The following is a 26141-nucleotide window of genomic DNA, read 5'->3' on the forward strand; positions in this document are numbered from 1 at the left end:
ATTGACTGTTATCGTCCAAAGCCCAGGGTCGCGCCCAGGTACACAAAACGACCGGAAACGGGGCCAACGTCGTCGCTGTTGTCGAAATCCCGCTGTTTGTTGGTGAGGTTGTCGATGCCGGCGAACACTCGCAGGTTGTCGCCGAATGTTTGATTGAGCTTGAGATCCAAGGTGGTGTACCCAGGTGACTGCATGGCTTCGTCAGTGTCTATGTATTCCGAGCTTTGGTTGCGTATCCGCACCGACCAGCTCAGCCCCGGAATCCCCGCCATCCCGTCCAGCCCGAGCCGGGCCTGATGTTGCGGACGATTGGGCAGTGCCTTGCCGGTGGCCCTGTCTTCGGCATCGGTGTAGGTGTAGCCGGCGCTGAGTTCCCAGCCGGGAGCAAACTGCCAGCCAGCGGTAGTTTCGATGCCTCGGGTGCGCGCCTTGTCCACGTTCGCGTATCGATGCACATCCACACCATCTCCACGAATGGCAGTAGCTTGCGGGTCAAACTGGGTTTGTATGAGGTCTTCAATGAGGTTCTGGTAAGCATTGATTTCAAACCATCCGGCACTCAGGTAGTTCACGCCCCAGCCCAGCTGCAGATTCCGGGAAACTTCCGGCTCCAGATCCGGGTTGCCCTGCACCACATAACCAAGCTGGCTGTGATCAAAGCGGAAGTGACGCTCTTTGAGATTAGGCACCCGGTAACCGCCACTCCAGCTGGCACGCAGATACTGGCTCGCGGCCCAGCCGGGGGTAAGCTCGTAACGGGCGCTGAGTTTTGGGGCATAATGGTCACCAAAGCCGGAATCATATTGTCCGCGCAAACCCGCTACCCACTCCCAGCGCTCCGTTGGCATCCATGTATCCTGAAACCAGAGCTCTTTACTGTTCCGCGAGCGCTCACCTCCTATCAGTTCAGCGGCTCCATCGACAGTCTGCTCCAAGGTTTCATGGTGAAGATCCGCACCTACCATCAGCAGGTGGTATTCTCCGGCAGAAATTTCTGTGCTCGCAGAGGCCTGGGACAGTGCCTGGCTTGCCTCACGCTGATCAAAACGACCAAACGCCGAGTACTTGTATGTATCGTCCCGCAACTCTTCTCGCAGCAGATTCCAATCCAGCGCTTGCTGGTCACTCAGCGTGTGCTCACCACCGACTACCGCGCGCCAACGTTCTACAGTTTCTTCCTTGCCCTGCTTAAGAGTGGTGCCTGCCTTCGAGGTGAGAAAACGGGAGCCTGAAGTTTCATCAAAATACCCCAGCTCGGTAAAAAGGCGTTGATCGCTACCTGGTAGCCACTCCAGGCGGGAGCTGAACTGGTTGCGGTCGTATTCATCACCCGGACGTTCCCAGGTGGCAGGTTCAGGATCCAGCCCGTCTGAATACTGATGTGATCCATTTACACGCAGGCGTAGTTGCTCACTACCCATAGTCATACTTGCCCTCGCACCATACCGGGCAAGGTCAGTATTCTCGGCGCTTGGGTTCTGGTCACCGTAGCTGCCACCGTCAACGGTTATCTCACCGCTCACACCAGGCTCAACATCACGGGTTATCACATTAACAACCCCGCCAATGGCGGCGCTTCCGTACTGGGCCGAGCCAGCGCCCTTAACCACCTCAATGCGTTTTACGTCCAGCAGCGCCAGCTGGCTTACATCAACAGACGATCCGGTGGTGGCGGTCATGGGTAAGCCGTCGATCAGAATCAGCACCCGGTCGGCACTAACACCCTGCATCCAGACTTCCTGTCCGACTTTGCCGTGGATCTCACGGAGTTGCAGCCCAGGAACGTTTTCCAGGGCCTCAGCAACATTCCGTGCATGGGTTTTCTCCAGCTCGCGTCTGGTCACTACTTCAGTGCGTACCGGTGTATCGCTCAGTGTGCGACTGGAGCGGGTACCTGTGACCACAACCTCATCAAGATAAAACCCGGGCCCGGACTCAACCGTGGCAAACACAGGCCCACAATACCCTGAGAAAAAAGCGACCATGGATACCCAGGCCAACGGTTGATGACTCGTTTTGTAAACCCTTCTCACAAAAACCCACCCCTGAATGCGAACTATTATTAGAACAATAATGCGAAGCATTCTTGTTCAGGGCTGAATTTATGTCAATAAAAATATACGTGCAATTTCGTAGAACAGCAGATAAGTCAGGAAGCTTTGCAGCCAGGGAATACAGAAAAAGGGTAGGAACAGGTTATCGCATCATGCTCAGGGACAACGCCGGGCAGCGCGCCTGAGCATGACGTTTAAGAGAGGGGAATCAGTGGGTTTTCTGCTCTTCTCCGGCTTCACCGCCAGCTTCATCCTGCTTGCGCTGGAGCGCCTGGGCGTAGATGGCGTCGAAGTTGACCGGTGCCAGCATAAGTGCCGGGAAGCTGCCTTTGTTCACCACCGTATCGATGGTTTCACGGGCGTAAGGGAACAGAATTGTGGGGCAATATGCACCCAGCATCTGGCCCAGTTGAGCGCCTTCAATACCAGAGACAAGAAAAACACCTGCCTGTTGAATCTCAACAATGTAGGCGACTTTTTCACCTATTTTTGCTGTTACAGTCAGTGACAGGACAACCTCGTACTGGTTATCGCTCACTTTCGAGTGCGACGTATTCAGGTCCAGGTTTACCTGAGGCTTCCATTGCTCCTGAAACACCACCGGGGAGTTCGGAGATTCAAAAGACAGGTCCTTCACGTAAATACGTTGCAGAGCAAACTGGGCCTGGTTCTGGTTGTCGCTGCCTGCGGCGCCTTGCTGATTTTCAGCCATGTCACGTCCTTTCGCTATTGTAGAGAGATGGAGCGGGCTTGCAGCCCGTTACTATGTACAGATCTGCCCCGGAACTTTACTACCTGTTCGCACCTGAGTATGTGAAACAGTACGACAGAGGGGCTCCGTAGCCCAGATCCTGCCAGCACTTTTATTTTTTCACCAGTGGCAGGTTACTGGCCTTCCAGTCGCCGACACCACCGTTGAGTCGCGCAACATTGGTGAAGCCTTCAGCATTAAGCTGTTTAACGGCCATTGCAGAATGCTGCCCCATTTTGTCGGCGATGATAATCTGCTTGTCTTTGTGCTTATTCAGCTCAGCCGCCCGGCTTTTCAGACTGTTCAGTGGAATATTTACAGAGCCGGTAATCCGCCCTTCGGCAAACTCTTTGCGATCCCGGATATCCACCACAATAGCCTCATCACGGTTTATCAGACCCACAGCGCCCTGAGCGGAAATCTTGGAGCCGCCACGTTTGGACTCCAGCACCAGGATTGCTACCAGAAAGGCCACAAACAGTGAGGCAAGAATGTAGTGGTTAACGACAAATTCAAACAACCGACCTAAAAGATCCATGAAGCTACCCTGAAAATAAGTTTGGGCGGATTATACACAGGCTGCGCGCCTGACAGAAGGTAACCATACAGGTGGCGACGGTAGCCTCACAGTGCAAAAATGGATAAGCTTCACGTCTGTTTCTGTAAACTTACTGCTATTCAACTTCCGGACTGAATGATGACAGCACTGCGCAAGCCGACAGCACTGATAATTCTGGATGGCTGGGGCCACCGTGATCCCGCCGAAGATAACGCTATCAGCAACGCTCATACCCCATTCTGGGACAACCTCTGGGAATCCCGTCCCCGGTCTCTCATCAACACATCAGGCATGTTTGTGGGACTGCCCCAGGGCCAGATGGGCAACTCGGAAGTCGGGCACATGAACCTGGGCGCCGGCCGCGTGGTTTACCAGAGCCTGACTCGTATCGATAAGGGCCTGGAAGACGGATCATTCAATAAAAACACCGCCCTTTGCTCGGCCATTGATAAAGCCGTGAACAATAACGGTGCGGTTCACCTTATGGGGCTGCTCTCTCCCGGAGGGGTTCACAGCCACGAAGACCACATTCTTGCCGCCGCAGAACTTGCGGCCTCGCGCGGCGCAAAAGCTGTGTACGTGCACGCGTTCCTCGACGGCCGCGATATGCCGCCGCGCAGTGCCCGCCCCTCGCTTGAGAAGGCTGATGCAAAGCTCAGAAGCCTGGGTAAAGGCCGGGTAGCTTCCATTGTTGGTCGCTACTATGCCATGGACAGGGATAACCGCTGGGACCGGGTAGAGTCTGCTTACAATCTGATGACCCTGGGCGAGTCCGAGTTTACCGCAAACGATCCGGTGTCCGGCCTGGAACAGGCGTATGAGCGCGGTGAGAACGATGAATTTGTAAAACCGACCCGCCTGCAGGCAGCCGACGAACCCGACGCCACCATTAACGATGGCGATGCCGTCCTGTTCATGAACTTTCGCGCTGACCGCGCCCGGGAAATGACCCGCACCTTTGTGGATAAGGGCTTTGACGGATTCGAGCGGCGCAAGCACCCGAAGCTAGCTGACTTTGTTATGCTCACAGAGTACGCAGCTGACATCGATACTTCCTGCGCCTACCCGCCAGAGCAGCTGGTGAACGGCCTGGGAGAATACATGGCTGACCTGGGGAAAACCCAGCTGCGCATTTCTGAAACCGAAAAATACGCTCACGTAACCTTCTTTTTCAACGGTGGTCTGGAAACACCGTTCGCCGGGGAAGACAGAATTCTGGTGCCTTCACCCAAAGTTGCCACCTACGACCTGCAGCCGGAAATGAGCGCGCCGGAAGTCACCGATAAACTGGTTGAGGCTATAAAAAGCGGCAAATACGATCTGATTGTATGCAACTACGCCAATGGCGACATGGTAGGCCATACCGGCAACCTTGCCGCGGCGATCAAGGCGGCCGAGTGCATTGACCACTGCGTACAGAGAGTTGTTGAAGCTCTGGATGAGGTTGATGGCCAGGCACTGATTACAGCCGACCATGGCAACTGCGAACAAATGACCGACCCGGATTCCGGCCAGGTTCATACAGCCCACACCACCGGGCCGGTGCCCCTGATTTACACAGGCAGCCGTAACCTAAGCCTGAGCGACGAAGGCAGCCTCAGTGATGTGGCTCCCTCCCTGCTCACCCTGATGGACCTGGAGCAACCGAAAGAAATGACCGGACACAGCCTGGTCAGGCTCGGTTGATTGATAAACAGGCCTTAGCATTGCGATTGACAGCAACACTGGCGCTGCTACTCACTCTGTTACCAGGTGCAGCGCCGGTTGCGTTCGGAGAAGAGGTGACACCTGCCCAGGTAGAAGCCCTGAAAGAGCGCATCGAGGATATTGACGACTGGCTTGCAGATGCTGAAAAGGATCGCTCCGCACTGGAGCGACAGCTTGCTGCGGCTGACCGTAAAATCAGCCAACTAACCCGCGAACGCCGGTCTTTGCAGAAAAAGGGAAAAGAGCAGCAGCAACGCCTCTCAGAACTTCGCAGCGAGGAGCAGGAGCTTACCCGAACCCTGGGGCGCCAGCGGGACGGTTTGAAAAAGCAGATCCGTACCGCCTGGATGCAGGGTGATGCTCCCGCGATCAAAGTTCTGTTGAACGAAATCAGTCCGGAGAAAGTGGCCCGGACAATGACCTATTACGAATACCTCAGCAAGGACACCGTCGGGCGCCTGGAAGCCTTCCACAAAAACCTTGACGAGCTCAGGGCCACGCAGGCGGCTGTAAAGAATACCCGGGCCGAGCTTGCCGCTACCGAAGACACTATCAGCCAGCGCCAGCAGGCACTGAAAGCCACCCGTCAGGAGCGCCAGAAAACCCTGACTGCACTAAAAAGTGATATTCGCAGCCGTCGCAATGAGAAAGAAGAACTAGAAGCTGACCGCCAGCGACTGGAGAAACTTCTGACTGAAGTCCAGGAGGCGATTGCAAACATCCCCACCCCTGAGGAGTCTGAGCCGTTTCCATCACTCCGTAACAAACTGCCTTGGCCGGCCCAGGGCAAGGTAATCAGCCGATTTGGTGACACGTATGCCGATGGCAAGTTGCGCCGTAACGGCCTCATTATTCAGACCCGCGAAGAAGCCGAAATAAAAGCTGTGCACTACGGGCGCGTGGTGTTCGCCAACTGGCTTCGGGGCTTTGGGCTGATAACAATTATTGATCACGGCGATGGCTACATGACACTCTATGGCCACAGCAGCAGCCTGTTCACCAGCCCTGGCGACTGGGTTGCGGCCGGGCAGGCGATCGCCCAGGCTGGCGAGACCGGAGGATCCGACGCGCCGGCACTTTACTTTGAGGTTCGCCATAACGGTAAACCAGACAACCCCGGGCACTGGCTGGCCAACTGAACTCCGGCAACGGGGCTGACAAATGCACCGGTTGGCGCCATACTGTCAGCCTCAGGGAACTTTGCCCAACTACTGGAATAACCACGGGATATTTGAATGAAACGGGTCCTTATCACACACAAAGCCTCACTTCTGCGCTCCGCCTTCCTGGCCATGGCTGCCTGTTTCATAACCGCTCCCGGTCTGGCCTTTGCTCAGGATGCGCCTGCAACCAACTCACAACTGCTCGATGGTATTAAAGCGGGCAACCAGGTTGAGCTCACCCTGCCTGACCCGGAGAAGCAACTGCCTCTGGACGACCTGCGCAAATTCACCGAAGTATTCAGCCGCATCAAGGCCGCTTATGTCGAAGAGGTTGAAGATACCCAGCTGCTGGAAAGCGCGATCAAAGGCATGCTGTCCGAGCTTGACCCGCACTCCACGTATCTGGCCCCTAAAGATTACGAAAAACTGGAAGAAAGCACCTCCGGCGAGTTTGGGGGCCTGGGCATTGAAGTGGGCATGGAGAACGGCTTTATCAAAGTGATCGCCCCGATTGATGACACGCCTGCGCAGAAGGCGGGCGTTCTGCCGGGAGACCTGATTATCAAACTCGGCGAGCAGCCGGTCAAAGGTATGGGGCTGGAAGAAGCTGTACAGCTGATGCGTGGCAAGCCAGGGACAACACTCACCCTGACCATTATGCGTGAGAGCGAAAGTGCTCCGGTTGAAATTGACGTTGAACGGGCCGTTATCAAGGTAACCAGTGTTAAGAGCCGGATGATTGAAAACGGCTATGGCTATATCCGCCTGACTCAGTTCCAGGCAGAGACCGGCGAACAGTTCACCAATGCCCTCGAGACGCTCCGGGAAGAAAACAGTGGCAACCTGGACGGACTGATCCTCGACCTGCGCAACAACCCGGGAGGCGTTCTGCAGGCCGCTGTTGCAACGGCTGATGCGCTGATTGATGAAGGCCTGATTGTGTATACCGAAGGCAGAATCCAGAGCTCGCGTCTGCGCTTCAGCGCCAAAGAAGGCGACCTGATGGAAGGCACCCCGATTGTTGTCCTGATTAATGGCGGCTCTGCCTCAGCCTCGGAAATTCTTGCAGGTGCGCTGCAGGACCATCAGCGTGCCGTGATTATGGGCACCCAGTCGTTTGGCAAGGGCAGTGTGCAAACCGTTATCCCGCTGGATGAAACCCATGCCATCAAGATGACAACCGCACGTTATTACACACCAGAGGGCCGATCTATCCAGGCCACCGGTATTAAACCGGATATTGAAGTAAAGCCTGCAGAGCTGAAAGAGCTCGATGGTCGCCCGTTCTTTACCGAGGCAGACCTGAGCGGCCACCTGGTTGGCCAGGATGAAGAATCAGGCAGTCAGGACCGGCAATCAGCGCCAGAGGAACAGGCCGGCTCCATGGCCGACCGTGATTACCAGCTGCGCTCGGCACTCAACCTGCTCAAAGGCATGCACATCCTTAACCGCAAGGGAGCAGGCGCAGCTCAGTGAAGGTACTCTTTGCCCTGTTCCTGGCAGCCCTGACAAGCGTGGTTACCGGGCCTGCCGTCGCGAAGCCACTTTCAGACGGCATCCCACCAACCATTGCCATCATCATTGATGATATGGGGCACAACCTGCGTGAAGGTGAGCGCCTTGCCAACCTGGATCAGCCACTGACACTGGCCTTCCTGCCCTACCGCCGGCACACAGATGCGCTTGCCCGCCTGGCACACAGTCGTGATAAAGAGATTATGCTGCACGTCCCCATGGCAAATACCCAGAACTTCAGTCTTGGGCCTGGTGGGTTGACTGCAGATATGGATGAAAAGAGCGTGACCACCACTCTGCGCCGGGCTCTGCAGTCCATCCCCCACGTGCAGGGAGTCAACAATCACATGGGCAGCCTGCTGACCCAGAAACTCAGACCCATGGACTGGGTTATGAAAGAGCTCTACCGCTACCCGGTTTATTTTGTCGACAGCCGCACCATTGCCTCATCCATTGCAGCAGATACTGCGACGGCCTACCAGATCCCCACCCTGAAACGCGATGTGTTTCTGGATCACGAGCAAACGGAAGCGTATGTAGACAGGCAGTTCCGGGAGTTGATACGGCTGGCGAAAGAAAACGGCAGTGCAGTGGGTATTGCCCACCCCCATACAGTAACGGTGGACTATCTTGAAAAGCACCTGCCACAGCTGGATGAACAGGGCATTGCCATAGCCACGGTCAGCGGGCTCTGGGCCATGCGTAACAACAATCAGAGGATGTTTGCGGAAGGGGAAAAGCAGACCATCCGGCCTGCTTTTGCTAAAAAGGATTAATCCCGGACTTCGATACCCTGGGCCTTCATAAAGGCCTTGGCCTCAGGAATAGTGTGCTCGCCAAAGTGGAAGATAGACGCAGCCAGCACGGCATCTGCGCCGCCCTTGGTGACCCCATCGGCCAGATGTTGAAGCTCGCCGACACCACCTGAGGCAATCACCGGAACGTTCACGGCGTCGCTGACGGCGCGGGTCAGGCCAAGGTCGAAACCACTCTTGGTGCCATCCTTATCCATACTGGTCAGCAACAGCTCACCCGCTCCCATCTCAACCATTTTTCGGGCCCACTCTACTGCATCCAACCCTGTCGGTTTACGGCCACCATGGGTAAAGATTTCCCAGCGGGGTGCCTCGCCTTCCGCACTCACCTGCTTGGCATCAATCGCAACCACAATACACTGGCTGCCAAACCGCTCAGCGGCTTCACGGACAAGCTCCGGATTGAATACAGCAGCGGTGTTAATAGCCACTTTATCTGCGCCGGCATTGAGCAGCTTGCGGATATCTTCCACCGCACGCACGCCGCCGCCAACAGTCAGTGGAATAAACACTTCTGCCGCCATACGCTCTACCATGTCGTACGTGGTATCGCGGCTTTCCGTGCTGGCGGTTATATCCAGAAAAGTAATCTCATCAGCACCCTGTTCATTATAGCGGCGGGCCACCTCAACCGGGTCTCCGGCATCCCGGATGTCCACAAAGTTCACGCCTTTGACCACGCGCCCTTTATCTACATCCAGGCAGGGAATGATTCGTTTTGCCAGTGCCATAAAACCTACCTTGTTCAGCCGTTCAGTGTGTCGCAGAAAGCCTGGGCTTCCGCAACGTCCAGCGTGCCTTCATAAATCGCCCGGCCGGTAATTGCGCCGATGACCCCTTTACTGGCTACAGGGGCCAGCCGCTTCAGGTCGTCCATATTGGTAACACCACCGGATGCAATCACCGGAAGACCACCCTCTTCCGCCAGGGCTGCCGTGGCTTCTACATTGACGCCCTGCATCATGCCATCGCGGTTGATGTCCGTGTATACAATTGCCTCTACCCCATCACTGGCAAAGCGCTTTGCCAGATCAGTGGCCATGACTTCCGAAACTTCCGCCCAGCCATCCGTAGCCACCCGGCCATCTTTGGCGTCCAGGCCCACAATAATGTGCCCCGGAAAACGCTTGCACATCTCGGTGACAAACTCAGGCTCTTTCACCGCTTTGGTTCCGATAATCACCCACTGCACACCGGCTTTGAGATAGGCCTCAATGGTTTCCGCTGAACGAATACCGCCACCAATCTGTATGGGCAGGTCCGGGTATTTGCGGGCAATGGCTTTAACAATCTCGCCGTTAACCGGCTCGCCTGCAAAGGCACCGTTTAAATCCACCAGGTGCAGGCGACGAGCGCCGGCATCCACCCAGCGGGTGGCCATATCAACCGGATCACCACCAAAAACAGTGGAGTCCTCCATGCGCCCCTGACGCAACCGCACGCATCTTCCATCTTTCAGATCAATGGCAGGAATAATCAACATGTTCCATTCCAGTCAGTAAAGTTCTTGAGTAATTGCAGTCCCGCCCCGGCGCTCTTCTCCGGGTGAAACTGCACGGCAAAAATATTGTCCCTGGCCACCGCAGCCGCAAGATCAACGCCGTAATGACTGCGCCCGGCAATATCCGGGTTACCCTTTGCCTCGGCGTAATAGCTGTGCACAAAGTAGAAGCGATCACCATCGGGAATGCCCTGCCACAGCGGGTGCTCAACCGCCTGATAAACCTGGTTCCAGCCCATATGGGGCACTTTCAGGCGCGTACCATTCTCGGTTAGCGTGTCACCGAAAAAGCGCACTTCTGAGGGGAGCAGGTTTATACAGTCTACTCCACCGTTTTCTTCGCTACGGGACATCAGTGCCTGCATACCCACACAGATTCCGAGGAATGGGCGATCCCGGGAAACTTCCCGCACCAGCGTATCGACGCCAAGGCGGCGCATTTCTGCCATGCAGTCACGTATAGCACCGACACCAGGCAGGATAACCCGGTCGGCTTCCCGAATCTGCTCCGCATTGCCGGTTACCAGAACCCTGGTATCCGGCGCTACATGCTCAACTGCTTTGCGGGCAGAGTGGAGGTTACCCATACCGTAGTCGATAATCGCGACGGTTTTCATGGTTTCTGCGGTGTCCCTGGCCTGCGAATTACAAAGAGCCTTTGGTCGACGGGGTCACACCCGCCATCCGCTCATCGGTTTCAACGGCCATGCGCAACGCACGGCCAAAAGCCTTGAACACAGTTTCAATCTGATGGTGGGTGTTCTTGCCACGGAGGTTATCAATATGCACAGTTACCATGGCATGGTTGATGAAACCGCGGAAAAACTCTTCAAACAGATCCACATCGAAGCCGCCCACAACAGCGCGGGTGAAAGGTACGTTCATAATCAGACCCGGGCGACCGGACAGATCAATCGCTACACGCGAGAGCGCCTCATCCATAGGCACATAAGCATGACCATAGCGGCAGATACCTTTTTTATCGCCTACGGCCTGTTTGAACGCCTGGCCCAGCGTAATCCCGATATCTTCTACCGTGTGGTGGTCGTCAATGTGCAGGTCGCCCCTGGAAACAATATCCAGGTCCATCATTCCATGGCGGGCAATCTGCTCCACCATGTGTTCCAGAAACGGCACACCGGTATCAAAACTCGATTTGCCGTTGCCATCAAGGTCAATTTCAACAGTAATCTGGGTTTCAAGGGTATTTCGTTCTACCCGAGCCTTACGTTCGGCCATGGAGACTCCGTAGTAAAATTAAGCGGCACAACGCCGGAGAATTCTTTCCCGGGATTATACCTTTTATACTTTCCTGAGTCTCATAATCCGGTTAATCGCAGTGATAGCTGCCAGCCAGTGTGCTCAGAACGCTTTTTTCAGATTATTCATGTAGGTATCAACAAGGCTGTTAAATTCATGCTTGATGACAGGGCTGATTGCCAGCTTCAGCATGCCCGGTAATGGCAGGGTCAGTTCGGCACGGGTATGAAACTTCAGCGCCGTTACCTGTTTGCTTTTTTGGGTCAGCACCCAGGACCCGCGCACCACACCATTGCCCTCACCTTTTACCGGTTCCCAGGTGATTTTTCCGGCATCTTTATCAGCAAAGTACTGGCTGGCATACACAGTCTGGATGGCGTGTTTATCAACCCCCACCTTTTCCATTTCCCAACGGTAGGTGTTATCTCCCAGGTCTGTCAGTTTTTCCAGCTTCGGGAAATGGCTTGCAGAGCGCGGCACATCTGCCAGAAGCTCAAAAACCTCATCATAACCTGCCGGAACTTCAAGCTCCCGGTTCAGCTCGATCGAAACAGTAATAGCCACAGCGAACTCCTTTTTATGCTTATAGGTACCAGTTTAGCCAAAAACAACGGGTGCATTCTGGCCTAACACTACGGCATTGTCATACTCCTGAACTGTAAATTTGTTAACCCTGCGTTATCCTTTATCCTGTTAGCGCCCGGATTCATTACGAATCTCCAAAAGCTCCCGCAAAAGAGAAAGGAAGCCCGACCCATGAAAGCCATACGTTATGTGCTGATTGCCATCGTCGCACTCATTGTTCTCGCCATTGCTGCGATTGCGATTGCCATGGTTGTTATCAACCCGAACGACTATAAACCGCAAATTGAAAAAGTGGTTGAGAAAAAAACCAGTCTGAACCTCAGTCTGGACGGAGATATTGGCTGGTCGTTCATTCCTCTCGGCCTGGAACTTAACGATGTGGAAGCAACTCTGGACGGCGAACGCCTGATCGCCCTGAAGCAAATGGTGGCGCAGGTGGACTTCTGGTCCCTGATTACCATGTCGCCACAAGTAAACACGTTTGTACTCGACGGCCTCGACGCCCACTTGAACATTGATAAACAGGGGACAGGCAACTGGACCCGGATTATGCCGGAGCCGGCCGACGACGAGGCACAGGACGAACCGCAGGTTGCCAGCGAGGCTGAACAGGCACCCGCGGCAGACACCGAGGGTGAGCCTCTGAATTTCAATGTCGAACATGTAGAAATCAGCAATGCCCAGGTGCATTATCGAGACGAGCGCAGCGGCCAGACCGTGACCCTGGAAGACTTCACGGTTACCGCCAGCGACATTACCCTGGGTTCCGAGTTTCCTCTGGAAGTCGGCTTTCGCGTGGAAACAGCACAGCCGCAGTTCACTGTAGACGGCAGTGTAGAGGCACGCCTGGCAGCCAATGAAGCCCTGAATGACTTTGCGGTTTCAGGCCTGAACGCCGAGTTCAACATGGATGGCGAGCCTTTTGGCGGTAATTCAGTCACTGCGACCCTGACCGGATCGGCCAAAGCCAACCTGGAAAATGAAACCGCTACCCTGAGCGACTTCACCGCCAGCCTCGCCAACCTGACCCTGAACACCAGCCTTGACGTGAAAGGCTTTGGCGACAAGCCAACCCTGGATGGCAAGGTAGCCATCGAAGAGTTTTCTCTGAAAGAGCTCCTGAAAGCTCTGGGACAACCTGCAATAGAAACGACAGACGAAGAAGTGCTCAAGGCCCTTGCCTTCTCAACCGACATTGGCGGTGCGGCAGGCGAGCCGGCTCTTTCTGATCTGATGATCAAGCTGGATGACACTACATTCGAAGGCTCTGGCAGCTATAACCTGAGCACGGGGGGTGTGGTGTTCAACCTTCAGGGTGACACACTGAACGTAGACCGCTACCTGCCACCCAAAGCTGAAGAGGCAGAGGCCCAAGGCGAAACTTCGACCAAGACAGCCAGCAGCGACGCGCCTGAAGGCGAGCTTCTGCCGCTTGAGACCCTGCGCAGCCTGCTCCTGGACATAGATTTCGGCCTGGGCGAGCTGGTTGTAAGCAATCTGACCATCAACGATATCAAAGCCAGCACCACGGCCGACAACGGGCGGCTGAAAGTGGACGAATTCAGCGGCAAACTTTACGAAGGCAGTTTTAATGCGAACGCCACCATCAATGCCGCGAGCGATAACCCGAAATGGGCAATCAATGCCGACGTAAGCAACGTTCAGAGCCTTCCGCTACTGGCGGATGTGGCCGAGATCACCATGCTTTCGGGCGGTGCCAACCTCAAAGTAAATGCGACCACTGCCGGCAACCGCATCTCGGCTTTGCGGGAGAATGCAGATGGCAAGATCAGCTTCAACCTTGCCGAAGGTGAGTTCCGGAACATGAACCTGACCCGCATGGCTTGTCAGGGTATCGCACTGGCCAATCAGGACCAGCTGACAACCGACGACTGGGGTGACACAACACCGTTCAACGACCTGCACGGCGTTCTGGAAATCAACGGCAACACCTTCAACAACACAGACCTCGTTGCTTCTCTGGCGGGCATGAAGCTGGAAGGCAACGGCAGTGTTGATATGAAGCAGACCCTGGTGGATTACGAGCTGGGCCTGAGAATTGTAGGCGAAATCCACAGAGACAATGCCTGCCGCGTGACCGAATACGTGGAAGACGTTGTTATACCGGTAGAGTGTCGCGGTGACTTCTCGGCCGGAGCAGCAGACCTGTGCTCGTTCGATGGCTCGCGCTTCCGCGATACCCTGAAAACCATTGCCGCCAACGCTGCCCGCAAAAAAGCGGAAGAAGAGGTAGACAGAGCCAAAGGCAAAGCGGAAGAGAAAGTTCGCAAGAAGCTGGAAGAAAAACTTGGCGAAGATGTGGGCAAAAAAGCAAAAGATGCCCTCAAAGGCTTGTTCCAGTGACCACAGACAGCTTTGCGGAACAGCTTCTGGCATGGTACGACCAGCACGGCAGGCACGACCTGCCGTGGCACCATAACCGCACGGCCTACCGTGTATGGGTGTCGGAAATCATGCTTCAGCAAACCCAGGTAGCTACGGTTATCCCCTACTACCAGGCGTTTATGGAACGCTTTCCGGACGTCGAGGCCCTGGCACAAGCGCCCGTAGACGACGTGCTCAGCTACTGGTCAGGCCTTGGCTATTACGCCCGGGCACGGAACCTGCAAAAAGCAGCGCAATCTGTGGTCGAAGAGTTTGGTGGCGCATTTCCTGAGACTCAGGAGGAGCTGGAAAGCCTGAAAGGCATAGGCCGCTCCACCGCCGCCGCGATTATTGCCCAGGCATTCGGCAAACGCGCAGCTATTCTTGATGGCAATGTTAAACGGGTTCTGGCCCGCTACCACGCCGTACCTGGCTGGCCAGGGCAGACCCGGGTGCTGAACCAGCTCTGGAAGCATGCAGAAGCACACACACCCGATACCCGTGTGCGGGACTACACTCAGGGCATTATGGACCTGGGGGCTATGGTATGCACCCGCAGCCGGCCGGCCTGCACTGACTGCCCTCTCCAGACGGGCTGCAAGGCATACGCCAGGGAAGAGACTCACCTCTACCCCGGCTCCAGGCCCAAAAAAGCAAAGCTGGAAAAAACCACCTGGATGCTCATTCTTGAAGATCAGGAAGGCCGCGTCCTGCTTGAACGCCGCCCGCCCAGTGGTATCTGGGGCGGCCTCTGGAGTCTGCCGGAAATTGATCCGGCCTATGGCGCTGAAGAGTTACAGGAGGCGTGCGAACAAAACCTGGGGGTCGATTGCACAGAGCCCGAACTGATACGCGGCTTCCGGCATACGTTCTCCCACTACCATCTGCACATACAGCCTGCTCGCCTGAGCGTGACCGGACAACACACCCTGCAAGACGACGGGCAACAACAGTGGCTGCACAGGCACGAAGCCCTCGCTCTGGGCCTGCCAGCACCTATCCGGACGCTGCTGGCCTCCCCGGAGCAGGCAAACTTGCTGTAATACCTGAGCGCTCAAATGCTTAAATGGCATGATCTGTTATCATCTGCTCAGAAACAGACGCACACATCAGACAGGAGCGATCATGAGCCGCACCGTTTTCTGCCGCAAATACCAGAAAGAACTCCCAGGCCTGGACTTCCCGCCCATGCCCGGCGCCAAAGGCCAGGACATCTACGAAAATATTTCCAAAGACGCCTGGGAAGAATGGCAAAATCAGCAAACCATGCTGATCAACGAAAGACACCTCAGCCTGATGGACCCCAACACCCGCAAATACCTGCAGGCGCAAATGGAACACTTTTTTAACAATGAACCCTTTGATAAAGCGGAAGGCTACGTTCCACCGGAGCAGTAAAAACTGGTCAAGGCCTGATCAATCCTGAAAAGATTAAGATTTTTTGCAGGCTGGCCTTGACTCATCACGCTGAAACCGGTTTAATAGCGCCCCGTTGCACAGCAGTAAAGCAACAAGCCCGGATAGCTCAGTCGGTAGAGCAGAGGATTGAAAATCCTCGTGTCGGTGGTTCGATTCCGCCTCCGGGCACCACTCTTTCTTTCAAATCAATAACTTAGAAAGAGATTTAGAGTTGTCCCATCATCCGTACCAACATCCCCTAAATGCTTGATAAACGCCCATTAATTACAAAACTGTAATTTTAATTATTTTTGGCGTTTCCATCTTCAGCATTACCAAATCTTCCGTAACCGCCTGTTTTCACACTTTATTTAAGCACAAAACCTTCTGCTCAGCCAATCGCTTGCTGAAAGAGCGACTTCCTGTAGTCTGAAACTAGACCGGTCGAACACTAAACCACTAATTTCAGAGGAAGACTGCCATGAACAGCCATTGCAGCCATATCAGCAATATTCTCCAAGATGCTCTTGTGATCGCTTGGATTCTCGATGATTTCGAGCAGGCCGAGATCACATGTACCGTGAAATGCCGCGATGGCAAAAAAACCATCATCACGGAATCGCTTGAAGAGCCTCGCCCTGACACTCCAAGGTTCAGCTCCAAAATCGTCCAAACACCACCGCCTTGCGCTCAGTCCATTGCGGACGACCTGGGCTCAATCACGAAAAACGAATGGTTCTGAGGTAATGGCTATGGAGTTTATGAAACAGGCACAACAACTGGCCGCAGAGCTCACCCAGGAATTCGGCGGCGACGAAATCATCTTCAGCGCCCAGGTGCGCCGCGGTGATGATTGGATAACGCTGGAGCTTTATCGGAATAGCGAGGCCCCGCACAGAATTCATGCGGTTCTCGATTTTGATACCGGCTGCAACATCCTACTGCAGACGCCACAAACCATTCACTAGAACAGAAGCACTGATGTCCATTCTCGATGAACTCTTCTGTCGGGAATGGACATTACTCCGCAGTTGGCGCCGGAACGTCATCAATATTCAGAACTTTTTCGATTTGCGCACCCCCACTTCAGAGGGCCGCCCTCCCCTGCAGTTAGGCCTAAGCCCCAAAGCCCCCAGCCAGCTATCAGGACGCCGCAGGGCTTTCACCAGCAACCCCAGCGCTCGCATGTACTCAGACCTTGTCCTAGAAGATGGAGAGTGCTCTGGCAGCCAAACGTTTCGATAGTATTGAACATGTTTAAGCTTGATCTGCTCTGGCTGCGTAACGTGCGGAAACCGTTTTTCGATAACCCCGACGATGCGATAGATACGATTGACGTACCTTCGCTGCTCGGTTTCGCTCAGAGCTTTAAAATCTAGCCTTTTCAGGATGTGATCAAGCGGCATTCCGCAATCCTCCCACGTAGGCACTTGCTACCGACACCCGGCTATGTCCCAACTGCCTGGCAACCTCAGCCCTGGCAACGCGATCCATAATCTTGTCGCGAATTGCTTCTTTCAATGGGGACGGACCAGCCATCACCTCTTCATAAATATCCTGGGCGAAACCGGCTCTAAGCTCCCGGAACGTTGGAACACCAGCCCTTTTCAAAAACTTTCTGCAGGGATTCACCACTCTCAGCAAAAAGGATTTCACCGTGTCTGTTTCAGACAACAGGTTTCGCGATCCCTTGGGCCGAACCTCGATGGCATAATTCAGCGCCTCCATGCGGAATTCGGTAGCCTTAATGGTGCGATCCTTTGATTTTCGCCCTCCTTTACAACCCTCCAGGATTGCTGCCTCCCCCGTAGCCTCAATTTCTCGTTTCATCCGATCGAGATCCTGGAGAATGCACTCTCTGACTCGCATACCCCATGCACGCGCCAGACGCATAACAGCGGCACCACGCTCAAATCCATTCGCGACTGCATGGTCAGCTGCATACAGGGTATCCACCACATCCGCCTCAATTGGCTTGACACGAACCGATTGACGACAAACGCCGAGAACGTCTCTAGCAGAAACCTGCAGCGCATTGTCTCCCCTAAACGCCTTCATCAGGATGTTAACGGTACTCATGATGTGGTGTGCATAGGCGACGCTGATTCGTTGATCCAACGTGCCATCTGGCCACTCGAAATCGCCATCCAACCGAGCCTTAATGTAGGCTCCAAATTGCAGCACAAACTCCCGATTAATTTTCCGGGCATCATTGATTCCGTGACGCCGACAAAAATTGACGAACACCGGCACCCGTTTCTTATGGGTAGCCCGGGTGTTGTAATGACTGTCTCGACCATAGAACTGGTCCACCGCACAATGCGCTGCCTCAAGAAGCCTCTCTCCCTTTCCGTAGTTTTTGCACTGTTCCGGCCTCTTCCGCTTGGCTGAGCGCCGACCTTTAGCAACCGATTTGTTGCTCATGCCAGTCTCCTCGTTGTTCAAATTATAGAAATACAGTGGGGGTGCGCGGCCAACCATGCGGAATCTGGGGCTCAGAGCCGGTCCCCGCGCTGATGCTCCGCCCCGTAGTCCGCATTAAGTGTGACTGTGCCAAGGCATGAAGCCTTGACGGTGGGAGCATCCATCGTGCTGTATCAGCACTATTTCTTCACCATTGCGAGCCGTGGACACGTGTCGATAATCGACAGCGCGTACGGGGAGCGGCGTCTCGTAATCAGCGAGACATCACAATGGCGGGGGTGCCATACGGCGGTGGGATGACCGGTAGGGTGAGCAGCCAATGATGATGCACTGGTAACGGTCCCTGTTGCTCAAATGCGGAGTTAACGTAGACATTCTCCGCATTGTTCGGTCATTGGTTAGAACTGCAAGCTACTGATATCAATAATTTTACAGTTCTTTTCCTTCTATCCATCTCACTATGTAAACAGCAGCACTGCTGAGTGGACCGCGGATGGGTTTGAGGTAGGCGCTAGGTACAAAACGCACACAGAAGGATTGGTGGCATGGCCACCAGTTTCGGGTTGGACCATGGAGATCCATTGGGTGGAGAGATCACGAAGATCATTTTTGAAGCCGGCTAGGCCGGGAGGAGTTGCTGTTTGTTTCAATTGCCCAGCTAGCAATACCCTGCTCAACATTGATTGAACGAGGGATTTAGCTTTAACTGTAACTGAAATGCGCCAACAGGCTCCACACGGGAAAACACGAATTTTCTCCAATTAGACCGAGGAGCCGAGTACGCAATCAGATCATCACTGACTTGCACTGCCCTATTACGAATAAACAAAGTGACATTCTCTGGAGCAGCAATCATGCCCAACAAGCATTTAACCGAGAGAGACCTGCTGGATGGTCTTGATGCACACAAGGCTCATTCTGACGAGCTGGCCACTCCGCTTCCGCAAGAGCTCTCACCGCTAGAGAAGCTAAAAGGAACAGTTAAGCATTTTGAACGACCCACAGCCCCTATGTGGGATGAGTGGTTCGATTCAAACGAAAGAGCCGGTGATGACTTCATGGCTGACCGAGGTCCGCACCCGAAAGACCCCAGTTAACTACATTTAGCTTTCTTGACCGGAAGTAGCCTCACGATCGCTGCATGACTTAGACTCGCCCTCATCCCTTTCATTTTTTCCCGAGAACTGCCGGAAAAGGTGAAGAGGCACGGGAAGGCGGTGGTGACGGCAAGCCGTCGTCATTAGTGGCCAGAAACCAAATTTGATTGCAGAAAGATCGTTGAACTGGGCCATATTTTCACACTCGCTGAATACCTGGTTAAGAAGACTCTCCGGATCCCTCTCCACATCGATCCCAGATAAATTTGCGCCGTGCATCTTCTTGTTGCTGTATAAATGACTTTCGGTATCGTCATCCGGATACCAGTATTGGAAATTACAATGCCCAAGATCATTATTTTTAAATTCCTTTACAGCTCCATAGAGTGGCTGATCTTCGAGCATCGCTGCAATGATCGAGATAAATGGATAAAGTATACTCCCTGCAGTAACATTCTGACGATAATCCCCGTCCCTTCTTGGATGTTCTAACAGTTCGTGGTAAGTCGAAATATTGCACGGATAGAGTTTATGAAACCGATATGCAAATTTTGCTCGCCCTACCATTTGTTCGAGCCACCCAAGTATGCTTTTCTGGTCTCCTTCCATCATTAACAGTAAAACTGTCAACGCAACATCAATACATTGATCATCTTTAATAGGCAAAAGAAGTATCGGGTTATTGTTAATAATCCCCTTCAGTGCATCTGAATAGGCACTGGAAGTTCCTAACAGATCATTTTGTTCATCAGAACCTTGCGGAAACTGAAATGAATACCAACGAAGCCAAAGCCCAAATAGGGAAACCCTACCAGCCAGATCAAAGAGGCGAAGATTAATCTCTAATGGTGTCGATCCTCGAACCGATTGGGAAAGCGCATGTTGTTTTGATGCATTTTTAACAGCAGTTTTCGAAAGCAGCTCATTCCCGACATTTAGAAAAGTTTGAAATACTGAGAAATATACAGACTGTATAGACGCCGACATTTTGGTGTCTTCTTCCAAATATTCTCGGACCAACTCCCAAAGACGAAGCAGCAGTAGCTCCGCGGCAAGGTAGGTAGACTCCAAGTTGTTCTGTTCACGAGCCCACGCAAATAATATCCAAAGGCATATACTTAGCTGCCTCATCACTCGTTTTTTTTGCTCTGGTTTTTCGATACTACTGGACAAAAATGACTCAACCAGAATTGCGAAATGTTTATAAGAGACGTTCGGCTCATCGATAAGGGCTAGTGCCTTTCTTAGATTCGACCTAGCCATGTCAGGAAGCAATTCTTCTTTCAAAAAGTGGGACTCGATCAAGGAAGCCATCCTGTCACCATTCCACTCTTCGAAAGAAATTTGATCAGTACTAGACCGGTCTTTGTATGCCTCGATATTCGGACGGATGTCTTCACGAATATCACCGCCGACGCAGATACAAATTTTGATCTTTTTCTCCCGATATTCTCGGGGAAGGCGATTACGAATGTAGGTTTCTTGAATCTCGACTAAAGAAGGTCTCAGCGACTGAGGCGAAGAGGTATCCCAGTCACTGCGCTTCAGATCATGCGGCTTGACAGAGAACAGATAAACGGCATCTTCTTCACCATCAATTGCCCCAAAGGCAGCCACATCAACACCGTCTTGCCTCGTCCCCCTTCCAGGCCGGGAAAAAACGGTCATTCCCATCTGGCTGAGAAGATCAGGCAGCACTGCGTCTAGCTCTTCACGTTCACGGAGGGAAGCTAGATACTCTTTGATTATCAGCTTCATTCGTTCCTCCTTTCCACTCGAAGCATGGCAAGCTGGTACTCAAGACCAACTGGATCTAAATGCGCCATTCTAGGATACTCAACTTCTATCGAATGTCCGCTCAAAGGTATCTCTTGGCGATGCTCGCTGCCCTGACCATCTTGGAAATAGCTGATTAACGTTTTTCCATATAACAGAACCTGCTTGGTAGCCAGGGCTGAAAATATGGATCTTTTTTCTGCTTCCTTAAAGGAAGCTTCCATTTCACGGCTGTTGAATCGGTGATAAGCTTCCCGTTCTGATTGAGATGGATGAAGCTCAGGAATTTCGTCAATTCCGTTCAAAGTATCGAAGTACTCATCAAGCGCCTCTTCCACTTCCCTAAGAATTTCCTGAACCTCGTTAGAGCACGATTCCATTCTATCCTTGAGATATTTCCTAGGTTTACCAGGGTAGTTGATTAGAAGAGGGTTCAGAATCAGCTGTCCTATTTTCCGGCGTACTTCACTAGTTTGGGCCAGGTGCAAACCAGCAAGCAACATACTTACGGCACTCACGGGATTCATAAAGAAATAGCCGCAGGCCTTTCTGGCCAAAAAAACCATCTGCCCTGAGTTCGTTACATCTAATTCCGTGGGATCAATATCCACCGGTATATTTGCACCGCGGCCAATTCCTACAAGGAATCTAGCTGCTTGACAAAGGGAATCGTCACCACCTAAAAGCCATTTAGTAGAGACCTTGTTCAGCAATGTAGCGTTACCCCGAATATCTCGAAATGTAGAATTAAGTGCCTCAGGCTTCAATTCACGCTCTTTTATTAGATATTCAAGAAGACGAATTGTACTATCGATTATCCCTGCGCCAATCAATCGATGCATGGCGTGATCGATTTTACTAACTAAGGCATTATTGTCAGGTTTGACGCGACTTAAGTGATTCAGAAGCTTATCAGTCAAAGCTTCTGGTATTTTGGCGCCACCAAAAGCAAGCAGCGAAGCCGCTGTATGTAACGATTGGTCTTCGCCCTTACCGATAGCAGCATTAACAATATCCATAACTCGCTCGGACTCTGTCTCGGGTAGATCTTGTTTCATGAGATTCACCCCGGTTTCTGCTATCGCTGCAAGTATCTCATCCTCATCTTCAGAGCCCAGCATATTTTCAAGAGCTACATAGACAGGCTCCATTGGTTGATTTTCCACCGCCCATTCAAACCGACCGATAGCATCAACCGCTTGTTTTCGAACATTCGGGTGGTCGGCCTTAGTGAGCTGGATCGCCTCTTCCAAGTACTCTGGAGCACTAACCCTAAAGCCTGCAATGAGTGTTGCTGGAAGGAGATCATGCAACTCTGGGGTCTTCTTGATGATACCCAGAGCCTCTGCGGGCCTGTTCGGAGCTTGTACCAGAAAAGATACGAAAGGATTGGTTGTGCAGCTCCCGGTTTCTTGAGCTAAATGTCGAATACACCATAACGTAGACGTGACATCATTCTCAATTACGGGAAGCATGTGCTCGAAAACAGTCAGCATGCTGAAGATCGTAAAGCTACTCTCACTCTTCTTTATATTTGAAAACAGCTCCACGACGTCGAAAGCCGACGTATTATGTAATAACGCCAACTCACGCCCCAAATCATCTTCTGGAACTTCGACATCTCGACAAAATTCCTCAATGCATTGCAAAGTCGTGCCAGAACGATGGGCTGAAAGTAGCTTTCCTCGAATAAAGGAGTTATCTGACAAGCCTTCATTAACGTTGTTCAATGGGTGCGTCCTTCCGTCGTCGTTCACCAGATGGCAAGGGCTGCAATGCCCACTTTCTATCTTTCCTGTAACTCGCTTTAAGTGACCCTATCAAAAGATCGGCTTCATTGCCCAGGTACTGCAAAAACGTCCTTGAGCACCTTTTTGGGAACTCGCCATTTTTTCAAGGTCATCACCGCAGTATCGATACCAGGCACTCTACCCCCTAACCCACTCCGACACGTTGCCGGTACAAGCCTACGCCGATACACTCATCCCAATTTCCAACCGCATGGGGCGGACATTACGTTGCGCGTCGATTCTCGACATCCCCTGCCCCATGCTCATTGCAGTAGACGGAACCCATTGAATGAGCCATAACATCACCCTCAAGCAGCTTGAAGATTTCCTATGGGAAGCCGCCGACATCCTTCGCGGCAACATGGACGCATCGGAATACAAGGACTACATCTTCGGGATGATGTTTCTGAAGCGCCTGTCGGACGCCTTCGAGGAAGCTCAGGAAGCGGTCGTTCAGTATTATGTGGACAAGGGCAAGCCTGAAGACCAGGCCCGCGAGCTGGCGGACGATGAAGACGAATACGACAAGACCTTCTATATACCGCCCGTTGCCCGCTGGAATGCCATCAAAGACCTGAAGCATGACATTGGTTCTGAACTGAACACCGCCACCGAAGCCATAGAAGAATACAACCCCGTTCTGGAAGGGGTGCTGGTTTCCATCGACTTCAACATCAAGAACAAGCTGTCTGACAAAAAGCTGCGCGACCTGCTCAGCCACTTCAGCCGCTACCGTCTGCGCAACGAAGACTTCGAGCGCCCGGACCTGCTGGGCACTGCTTACGAATACCTGATCAAGATGTTCGCCGACAGCGCCGGTAAGAAAGGCGGTGAGTTCTACACCCCGTCCGAAGTGGTGCAGCTGCTGGTTGCTTTGCTGAAGCCTCATGCCGGAATGCGTATATACGACCCTACCGCTGGTTCTGGCGGTATGTTGGTACAGACCCGGAACTATCTGGGAGCCCATGGTGAAAACCCGTCCAACCTGTCCCTGTTTGGTCAGGAGATGAACCTGAATACCTGGGCAATCTGCAAGATGAACATGTTCCTGCATGGGGTCTACAGCGCGGACATTCGCAAGGGTGACACTCTGCGCGAGCCCCAGCATACCCAAGGCGGCGAACTGATGACCTTTGACCGGGTGATTGCCAACCCGCCCTTCAGCCTGAAGAAGTGGGGCAAGGAAGAAGCGGACAGCGATTCCTACGGGCGCTTCCCCTACGGCACACCGCCCAAGGATGCCGGTGATCTGGCATTCGTCCAGCACATGATCGCCAGTCTTAACTCTGAAGGCATGATGGGCGTGGTCATGCCCCACGGTGTTCTGTTCCGGGGTTCCAGTGAAAAAGCCATTCGCCAGGGCATTCTGAACGATGATCTGCTGGAAGCCGTAGTTGGCTTACCGGCTGCCCTGTTCTACGGCACCGGCATTCCCGCCTGCCTGTTGATCATCAACAAAAACAAACCGGCAGAACGCAAAGGCAAGGTGCTGTTCATCAACAGCGAACTGGAATACGAAGAAGGCAAGAACCAGAACAAACTCCGCCAGCAGGACATCGAAAAGATCGTCCAGACCTTCGACAGCTCTTTTGAAGATGGATCGGCCGAAATCAAACGCTATTCAAAAGTCGTCACCCTCGCTGAAATCGCCGAAAACGATTACAACCTGAACATCCGACGCTATGCCGACACCAGCCCGCCCCCGGAAATCTTCGACGTGCGCGCCATCCTGCACGGAGGCATTCCGGTACGTGAAGTGGAAAGCGAATACATCCGGGAAGAAATTCTGGAAGACTTCGACGTGTCCACAGTGTTCGTAAAGCGGGATGGAGAGCCTTCAGCCAATGGAGAGTACTACGACTTCAAGCCGGAAATCGACACCAAAGAATCCATTCGGGAAGCCGTGGGTGATGTGGATGCCAAGGTGATCAACCAGCTGGAACGTTGGTGGGACAAGTACCGGGTTTCATTGAACGGACTGGATTCACAGGTGGCTGAAGCTGAGAGCGTGATGAAGGGGTATTTGAAGGAGCTTGGGTATGAGTAATACCGTTCCTGAAGGATGGAAAGTTATTCCGTTCGAAGTAGTCTTTACAGAAATAAAGAATGGTTGCAGCCTCGATCAAAACGGTAGTGGTAATGGCTTGCCTGTGACTAGAATCGAAACAATATCCAATGGGAAAATAGACTACTCCAAAACAGGATGGCTCTACACTACGCAAGATATAGAAAGGTTCAGAATCGACAAAGGTGACATCCTATTCAGCCATATCAACAGTTTAAAACACATCGGGAAGACTGCCATTAAGGACGATGACAGGCTCTTGTACCATGGCATGAACTTATTAAGGTTCAAGATCGATCGGTCAAAATTCTCACCAACTTATCTTCAAAACTTGCTGTCATGGGAAGTAGTTCGTGAGGACATGCGCAAAAAAGCCAAACAGGCAATAAATCAAGCCAGCCTCAACGTTCAAGATATTAAAACAACGGCTTACCCGATACCCCCACTCCCCGAACAACAAAAAATCGCAGCCATCCTGTCATCCGTCGATGACGTGATCGAAAAAACACGCGCCCAGATCGACAAGCTGAAAGACCTGAAAACCGGCATGATGCAGGAGTTGTTGACCAAAGGGATTGGATTGGGCGGCATTCCGCATACGGAGTTTAAGGATTCGCCGGTGGGGAAGATTCCAGTCTCATGGCAGACCAAAGCTATGGGTGAGGTTTTCGATTTCAAAAATGGAGTCAATAAAGACAAGACCGCTTTTGGGCACGGCGTGCCAATTATCAGCTACAAGAATGTTTATGTCGGTGGCGGGATAGTGGACTCAAACATCAATGCTCTTGTCGAGATGAACGATCAAGAATTAGAAAGGTTCCGCGTGAATTACGGGGACGTGTTCTTCACAAGGACATCAGAAACGCCGGACGAAATCGGATTTACGAACGTTTATTTGGGCAGCCGGAACAACGTCGTATTCAATGGATTCGTCATTCGTGGCCGCCAGAAAAGCAATATATTCGATCCAGACTTTCTCAAGTATGTCTTTCAGGGCAATGTTGTCCGCAAACAGATGATGGACAACAGTAAATTCACTACTCGTGCTGGAATAAGCGGCGAGTCATTGGGTCGAATAAAGCTTGCGATCCCGGATATCCCGGAACAGCAAGTGATTGCAAGTATCTTAGACACTTTTCAGAACAGGATTGACCGGGTTAGAAATAAGCTAATGGCCCACGAGTCGTTAAAAAAAGCCCTCATGCAAGACCTTCTAACCGGCAAGGTAAGAGTCAGTCAAAAGGAGTCAGCTGTTGCCTGATGACCGGCACGCATCTTTCCTCGTTTCAGCGCGAA

The 26141-nt window shown here is 52.8% G+C and carries 24 protein-coding genes and 1 tRNA gene; 14 read left to right on the plus strand and 11 right to left on the minus strand.

Features of this window, described 5'->3' with window-relative positions:
* Window positions 1–8: 8 nt before the first annotated feature.
* The 3 genes from FFI95_RS00565 to FFI95_RS00575 form a co-directional block, all read right to left on the minus strand.
* Window positions 9–2033 carry a TonB-dependent receptor plug domain-containing protein gene (locus tag FFI95_RS00565; protein WP_246069313.1) on the minus strand — a complete coding sequence of 675 codons (2025 nt, stop codon included), beginning with the start codon at window positions 2031–2033 and terminating at the stop codon, window positions 9–11.
* Window positions 2034–2262: 229 nt separating this feature from the next.
* Complete coding sequence (gene secB / locus FFI95_RS00570) at window positions 2263–2766, minus strand: protein-export chaperone SecB (RefSeq protein ID WP_144820408.1); 504 nt, start codon at window positions 2764–2766, stop codon at window positions 2263–2265.
* Between the two features lie 151 nt (window positions 2767–2917).
* A complete protein-coding gene (locus FFI95_RS00575; RefSeq protein WP_144820409.1) occupies window positions 2918–3343 on the minus strand; it encodes a rhodanese-like domain-containing protein in 426 nt (141 codons plus the stop codon).
* Window positions 3344–3502: 159 nt separating this feature from the next.
* Between FFI95_RS00575 and gpmM the strand changes: the two genes are divergently transcribed.
* From gpmM to FFI95_RS00595, 4 genes are all read left to right on the plus strand, one after another.
* Complete coding sequence (gene gpmM, locus FFI95_RS00580; RefSeq protein WP_144821405.1) at window positions 3503–5050, plus strand: 2,3-bisphosphoglycerate-independent phosphoglycerate mutase; 1548 nt, start codon at window positions 3503–3505, stop codon at window positions 5048–5050.
* A gap of 20 nt (window positions 5051–5070) precedes the next feature.
* Window positions 5071–6210 carry a murein hydrolase activator EnvC family protein gene (locus FFI95_RS00585; RefSeq protein WP_144820410.1) on the plus strand — a complete coding sequence of 380 codons (1140 nt, stop codon included), beginning with the start codon at window positions 5071–5073 and terminating at the stop codon, window positions 6208–6210.
* A gap of 96 nt (window positions 6211–6306) precedes the next feature.
* Window positions 6307–7710 carry a S41 family peptidase gene (locus FFI95_RS00590; RefSeq protein ID WP_144820411.1) on the plus strand — a complete coding sequence of 468 codons (1404 nt, stop codon included), beginning with the start codon at window positions 6307–6309 and terminating at the stop codon, window positions 7708–7710.
* Between the two features lie 29 nt (window positions 7711–7739).
* Window positions 7740–8525 carry a divergent polysaccharide deacetylase family protein gene (locus FFI95_RS00595; RefSeq protein WP_246069407.1) on the plus strand — a complete coding sequence of 262 codons (786 nt, stop codon included), beginning with the start codon at window positions 7740–7742 and terminating at the stop codon, window positions 8523–8525.
* Here FFI95_RS00595 and hisF read toward each other — a convergent pair.
* The 5 genes from hisF to FFI95_RS00620 all read right to left on the minus strand — a co-directional run bounded on the left by hisF (window position 8522) and on the right by FFI95_RS00620 (window position 11889).
* Complete coding sequence (gene hisF, locus FFI95_RS00600) at window positions 8522–9295, minus strand: imidazole glycerol phosphate synthase subunit HisF (protein WP_144820412.1); 774 nt, start codon at window positions 9293–9295, stop codon at window positions 8522–8524. The genes FFI95_RS00595 and hisF overlap by 4 nt on opposite strands.
* A gap of 14 nt (window positions 9296–9309) precedes the next feature.
* The gene (hisA, locus tag FFI95_RS00605) at window positions 9310–10047 is read right to left on the minus strand and encodes a 1-(5-phosphoribosyl)-5-[(5-phosphoribosylamino)methylideneamino]imidazole-4-carboxamide isomerase (protein WP_144820413.1); all 738 of its coding nucleotides are present in this window, start codon (window positions 10045–10047) and stop codon (window positions 9310–9312) included.
* Window positions 10041–10682: an imidazole glycerol phosphate synthase subunit HisH gene (gene hisH / locus FFI95_RS00610; protein ID WP_144820414.1), complete on the minus strand. Its 642-nt coding sequence runs from the start codon at window positions 10680–10682 to the stop codon at window positions 10041–10043. The genes hisA and hisH overlap by 7 nt, the downstream gene beginning before the upstream one ends.
* 28 nt (window positions 10683–10710) lie before the next feature.
* Window positions 10711–11304: an imidazoleglycerol-phosphate dehydratase HisB gene (gene hisB / locus FFI95_RS00615; RefSeq protein WP_144820415.1), complete on the minus strand. Its 594-nt coding sequence runs from the start codon at window positions 11302–11304 to the stop codon at window positions 10711–10713.
* 123 nt (window positions 11305–11427) lie between these two features.
* A complete protein-coding gene (locus FFI95_RS00620; RefSeq protein ID WP_144820416.1) occupies window positions 11428–11889 on the minus strand; it encodes an SRPBCC family protein in 462 nt (153 codons plus the stop codon).
* Window positions 11890–12081: 192 nt separating this feature from the next.
* On the opposite strand from FFI95_RS00620, the gene FFI95_RS00625 reads away from it, so the two are divergent.
* The 7 genes from FFI95_RS00625 (at window position 12082) to FFI95_RS15515 (ending at window position 17072) form a co-directional block, all read left to right on the plus strand.
* Window positions 12082–14274 carry an AsmA family protein gene (locus FFI95_RS00625; protein ID WP_144820417.1) on the plus strand — a complete coding sequence of 731 codons (2193 nt, stop codon included), beginning with the start codon at window positions 12082–12084 and terminating at the stop codon, window positions 14272–14274.
* Window positions 14271–15338, plus strand: a complete 1068-nt coding sequence (gene mutY, locus FFI95_RS00630) for an A/G-specific adenine glycosylase (RefSeq protein WP_144820418.1) — start codon at window positions 14271–14273, stop codon at window positions 15336–15338. The genes FFI95_RS00625 and mutY overlap by 4 nt, the downstream gene beginning before the upstream one ends.
* A gap of 82 nt (window positions 15339–15420) precedes the next feature.
* On the plus strand, window positions 15421–15693 hold the full coding sequence (locus FFI95_RS00635) for an oxidative damage protection protein (RefSeq protein WP_144820419.1): 273 nt from the start codon (window positions 15421–15423) through the stop codon (window positions 15691–15693).
* A 116-nt stretch (window positions 15694–15809) separates the two neighbouring features.
* Window positions 15810–15885: transfer RNA gene (locus tag FFI95_RS00640), tRNA-Phe, on the plus strand.
* A gap of 289 nt (window positions 15886–16174) precedes the next feature.
* Window positions 16175–16435: a hypothetical protein gene (locus FFI95_RS15405; protein WP_144820420.1), complete on the plus strand. Its 261-nt coding sequence runs from the start codon at window positions 16175–16177 to the stop codon at window positions 16433–16435.
* Window positions 16436–16445: 10 nt separating this feature from the next.
* Complete coding sequence (locus FFI95_RS00650) at window positions 16446–16661, plus strand: hypothetical protein (RefSeq protein WP_144820421.1); 216 nt, start codon at window positions 16446–16448, stop codon at window positions 16659–16661.
* A gap of 285 nt (window positions 16662–16946) precedes the next feature.
* A complete protein-coding gene (locus FFI95_RS15515; protein ID WP_281288509.1) occupies window positions 16947–17072 on the plus strand; it encodes a hypothetical protein in 126 nt (41 codons plus the stop codon).
* Window positions 17073–17088: 16 nt separating this feature from the next.
* Here the strand turns inward: FFI95_RS15515 and FFI95_RS00655 are convergent, their stop codons facing one another.
* A complete protein-coding gene (locus tag FFI95_RS00655) occupies window positions 17089–18117 on the minus strand; it encodes a site-specific integrase (protein ID WP_144820422.1) in 1029 nt (342 codons plus the stop codon).
* Between the two features lie 854 nt (window positions 18118–18971).
* Between FFI95_RS00655 and FFI95_RS00660 the strand changes: the two genes are divergently transcribed.
* Complete coding sequence (locus FFI95_RS00660; protein ID WP_144820423.1) at window positions 18972–19214, plus strand: AbrB/MazE/SpoVT family DNA-binding domain-containing protein; 243 nt, start codon at window positions 18972–18974, stop codon at window positions 19212–19214.
* A 6-nt stretch (window positions 19215–19220) separates the two neighbouring features.
* Here the strand turns inward: FFI95_RS00660 and FFI95_RS00665 are convergent, their stop codons facing one another.
* Both FFI95_RS00665 and FFI95_RS00670 read right to left on the minus strand, forming a co-directional pair.
* Window positions 19221–20972, minus strand: a complete 1752-nt coding sequence (locus tag FFI95_RS00665) for a hypothetical protein (RefSeq protein WP_144820424.1) — start codon at window positions 20970–20972, stop codon at window positions 19221–19223.
* Window positions 20969–22720, minus strand: a complete 1752-nt coding sequence (locus tag FFI95_RS00670) for a hypothetical protein (RefSeq protein ID WP_144820425.1) — start codon at window positions 22718–22720, stop codon at window positions 20969–20971. The genes FFI95_RS00665 and FFI95_RS00670 overlap by 4 nt, the downstream gene beginning before the upstream one ends.
* Before the next feature lie 349 nt (window positions 22721–23069).
* On the opposite strand from FFI95_RS00670, the gene FFI95_RS00675 reads away from it, so the two are divergent.
* Window positions 23070–24827 (plus strand): type I restriction-modification system subunit M, encoded by a 1758-nt coding sequence (locus FFI95_RS00675; protein ID WP_144820426.1) that lies wholly within the window; start codon window positions 23070–23072, stop codon window positions 24825–24827.
* Window positions 24820–26106, plus strand: coding sequence for a restriction endonuclease subunit S (locus tag FFI95_RS00680; RefSeq protein ID WP_144820427.1), 1287 nt, complete (start codon window positions 24820–24822; stop codon window positions 26104–26106). The genes FFI95_RS00675 and FFI95_RS00680 overlap by 8 nt, the downstream gene beginning before the upstream one ends.
* The last annotated feature ends 35 nt before the right edge of the window (window positions 26107–26141 follow it).

This window comes from Marinobacter piscis (assembly GCF_007671655.1).
Lineage (GTDB): Bacteria > Pseudomonadota > Gammaproteobacteria > Pseudomonadales > Oleiphilaceae > Marinobacter > Marinobacter piscensis.

What these genes read in the sequence shown, in the direction of transcription:
- FFI95_RS00650 (WP_144820421.1), top strand. Translation starts at nt 16,446, where the DNA reads ATGGAGTTTATGAAACAGGCACAACAACTGGCCGCAGAGCTCACCCAG.
- FFI95_RS00655 (WP_144820422.1), bottom strand. Translation starts at nt 18,117, where the DNA reads ATGAGCAACAAATCGGTTGCTAAAGGTCGGCGCTCAGCCAAGCGGAAG.
- FFI95_RS00680 (WP_144820427.1), top strand. Translation starts at nt 24,820, where the DNA reads ATGAGTAATACCGTTCCTGAAGGATGGAAAGTTATTCCGTTCGAAGTA.
- FFI95_RS15405 (WP_144820420.1), top strand. Translation starts at nt 16,175, where the DNA reads ATGAACAGCCATTGCAGCCATATCAGCAATATTCTCCAAGATGCTCTT.
- FFI95_RS00575 (WP_144820409.1), bottom strand. Translation starts at nt 3,343, where the DNA reads ATGGATCTTTTAGGTCGGTTGTTTGAATTTGTCGTTAACCACTACATT.
- FFI95_RS00660 (WP_144820423.1), top strand. Translation starts at nt 18,972, where the DNA reads ATGCCCAACAAGCATTTAACCGAGAGAGACCTGCTGGATGGTCTTGAT.
- FFI95_RS00590 (WP_144820411.1), top strand. Translation starts at nt 6,307, where the DNA reads ATGAAACGGGTCCTTATCACACACAAAGCCTCACTTCTGCGCTCCGCC.
- FFI95_RS00625 (WP_144820417.1), top strand. Translation starts at nt 12,082, where the DNA reads ATGAAAGCCATACGTTATGTGCTGATTGCCATCGTCGCACTCATTGTT.
- hisH (WP_144820414.1), bottom strand. Translation starts at nt 10,682, where the DNA reads ATGAAAACCGTCGCGATTATCGACTACGGTATGGGTAACCTCCACTCT.
- gpmM (WP_144821405.1), top strand. Translation starts at nt 3,503, where the DNA reads ATGACAGCACTGCGCAAGCCGACAGCACTGATAATTCTGGATGGCTGG.
- FFI95_RS00635 (WP_144820419.1), top strand. Translation starts at nt 15,421, where the DNA reads ATGAGCCGCACCGTTTTCTGCCGCAAATACCAGAAAGAACTCCCAGGC.
- FFI95_RS00665 (WP_144820424.1), bottom strand. Translation starts at nt 20,972, where the DNA reads ATGAAGCTGATAATCAAAGAGTATCTAGCTTCCCTCCGTGAACGTGAA.
- hisB (WP_144820415.1), bottom strand. Translation starts at nt 11,304, where the DNA reads ATGGCCGAACGTAAGGCTCGGGTAGAACGAAATACCCTTGAAACCCAG.
- secB (WP_144820408.1), bottom strand. Translation starts at nt 2,766, where the DNA reads ATGGCTGAAAATCAGCAAGGCGCCGCAGGCAGCGACAACCAGAACCAG.
- FFI95_RS15515 (WP_281288509.1), top strand. Translation starts at nt 16,947, where the DNA reads ATGTTTAAGCTTGATCTGCTCTGGCTGCGTAACGTGCGGAAACCGTTT.
- hisA (WP_144820413.1), bottom strand. Translation starts at nt 10,047, where the DNA reads ATGTTGATTATTCCTGCCATTGATCTGAAAGATGGAAGATGCGTGCGG.
- hisF (WP_144820412.1), bottom strand. Translation starts at nt 9,295, where the DNA reads ATGGCACTGGCAAAACGAATCATTCCCTGCCTGGATGTAGATAAAGGG.
- FFI95_RS00675 (WP_144820426.1), top strand. Translation starts at nt 23,070, where the DNA reads ATGAGCCATAACATCACCCTCAAGCAGCTTGAAGATTTCCTATGGGAA.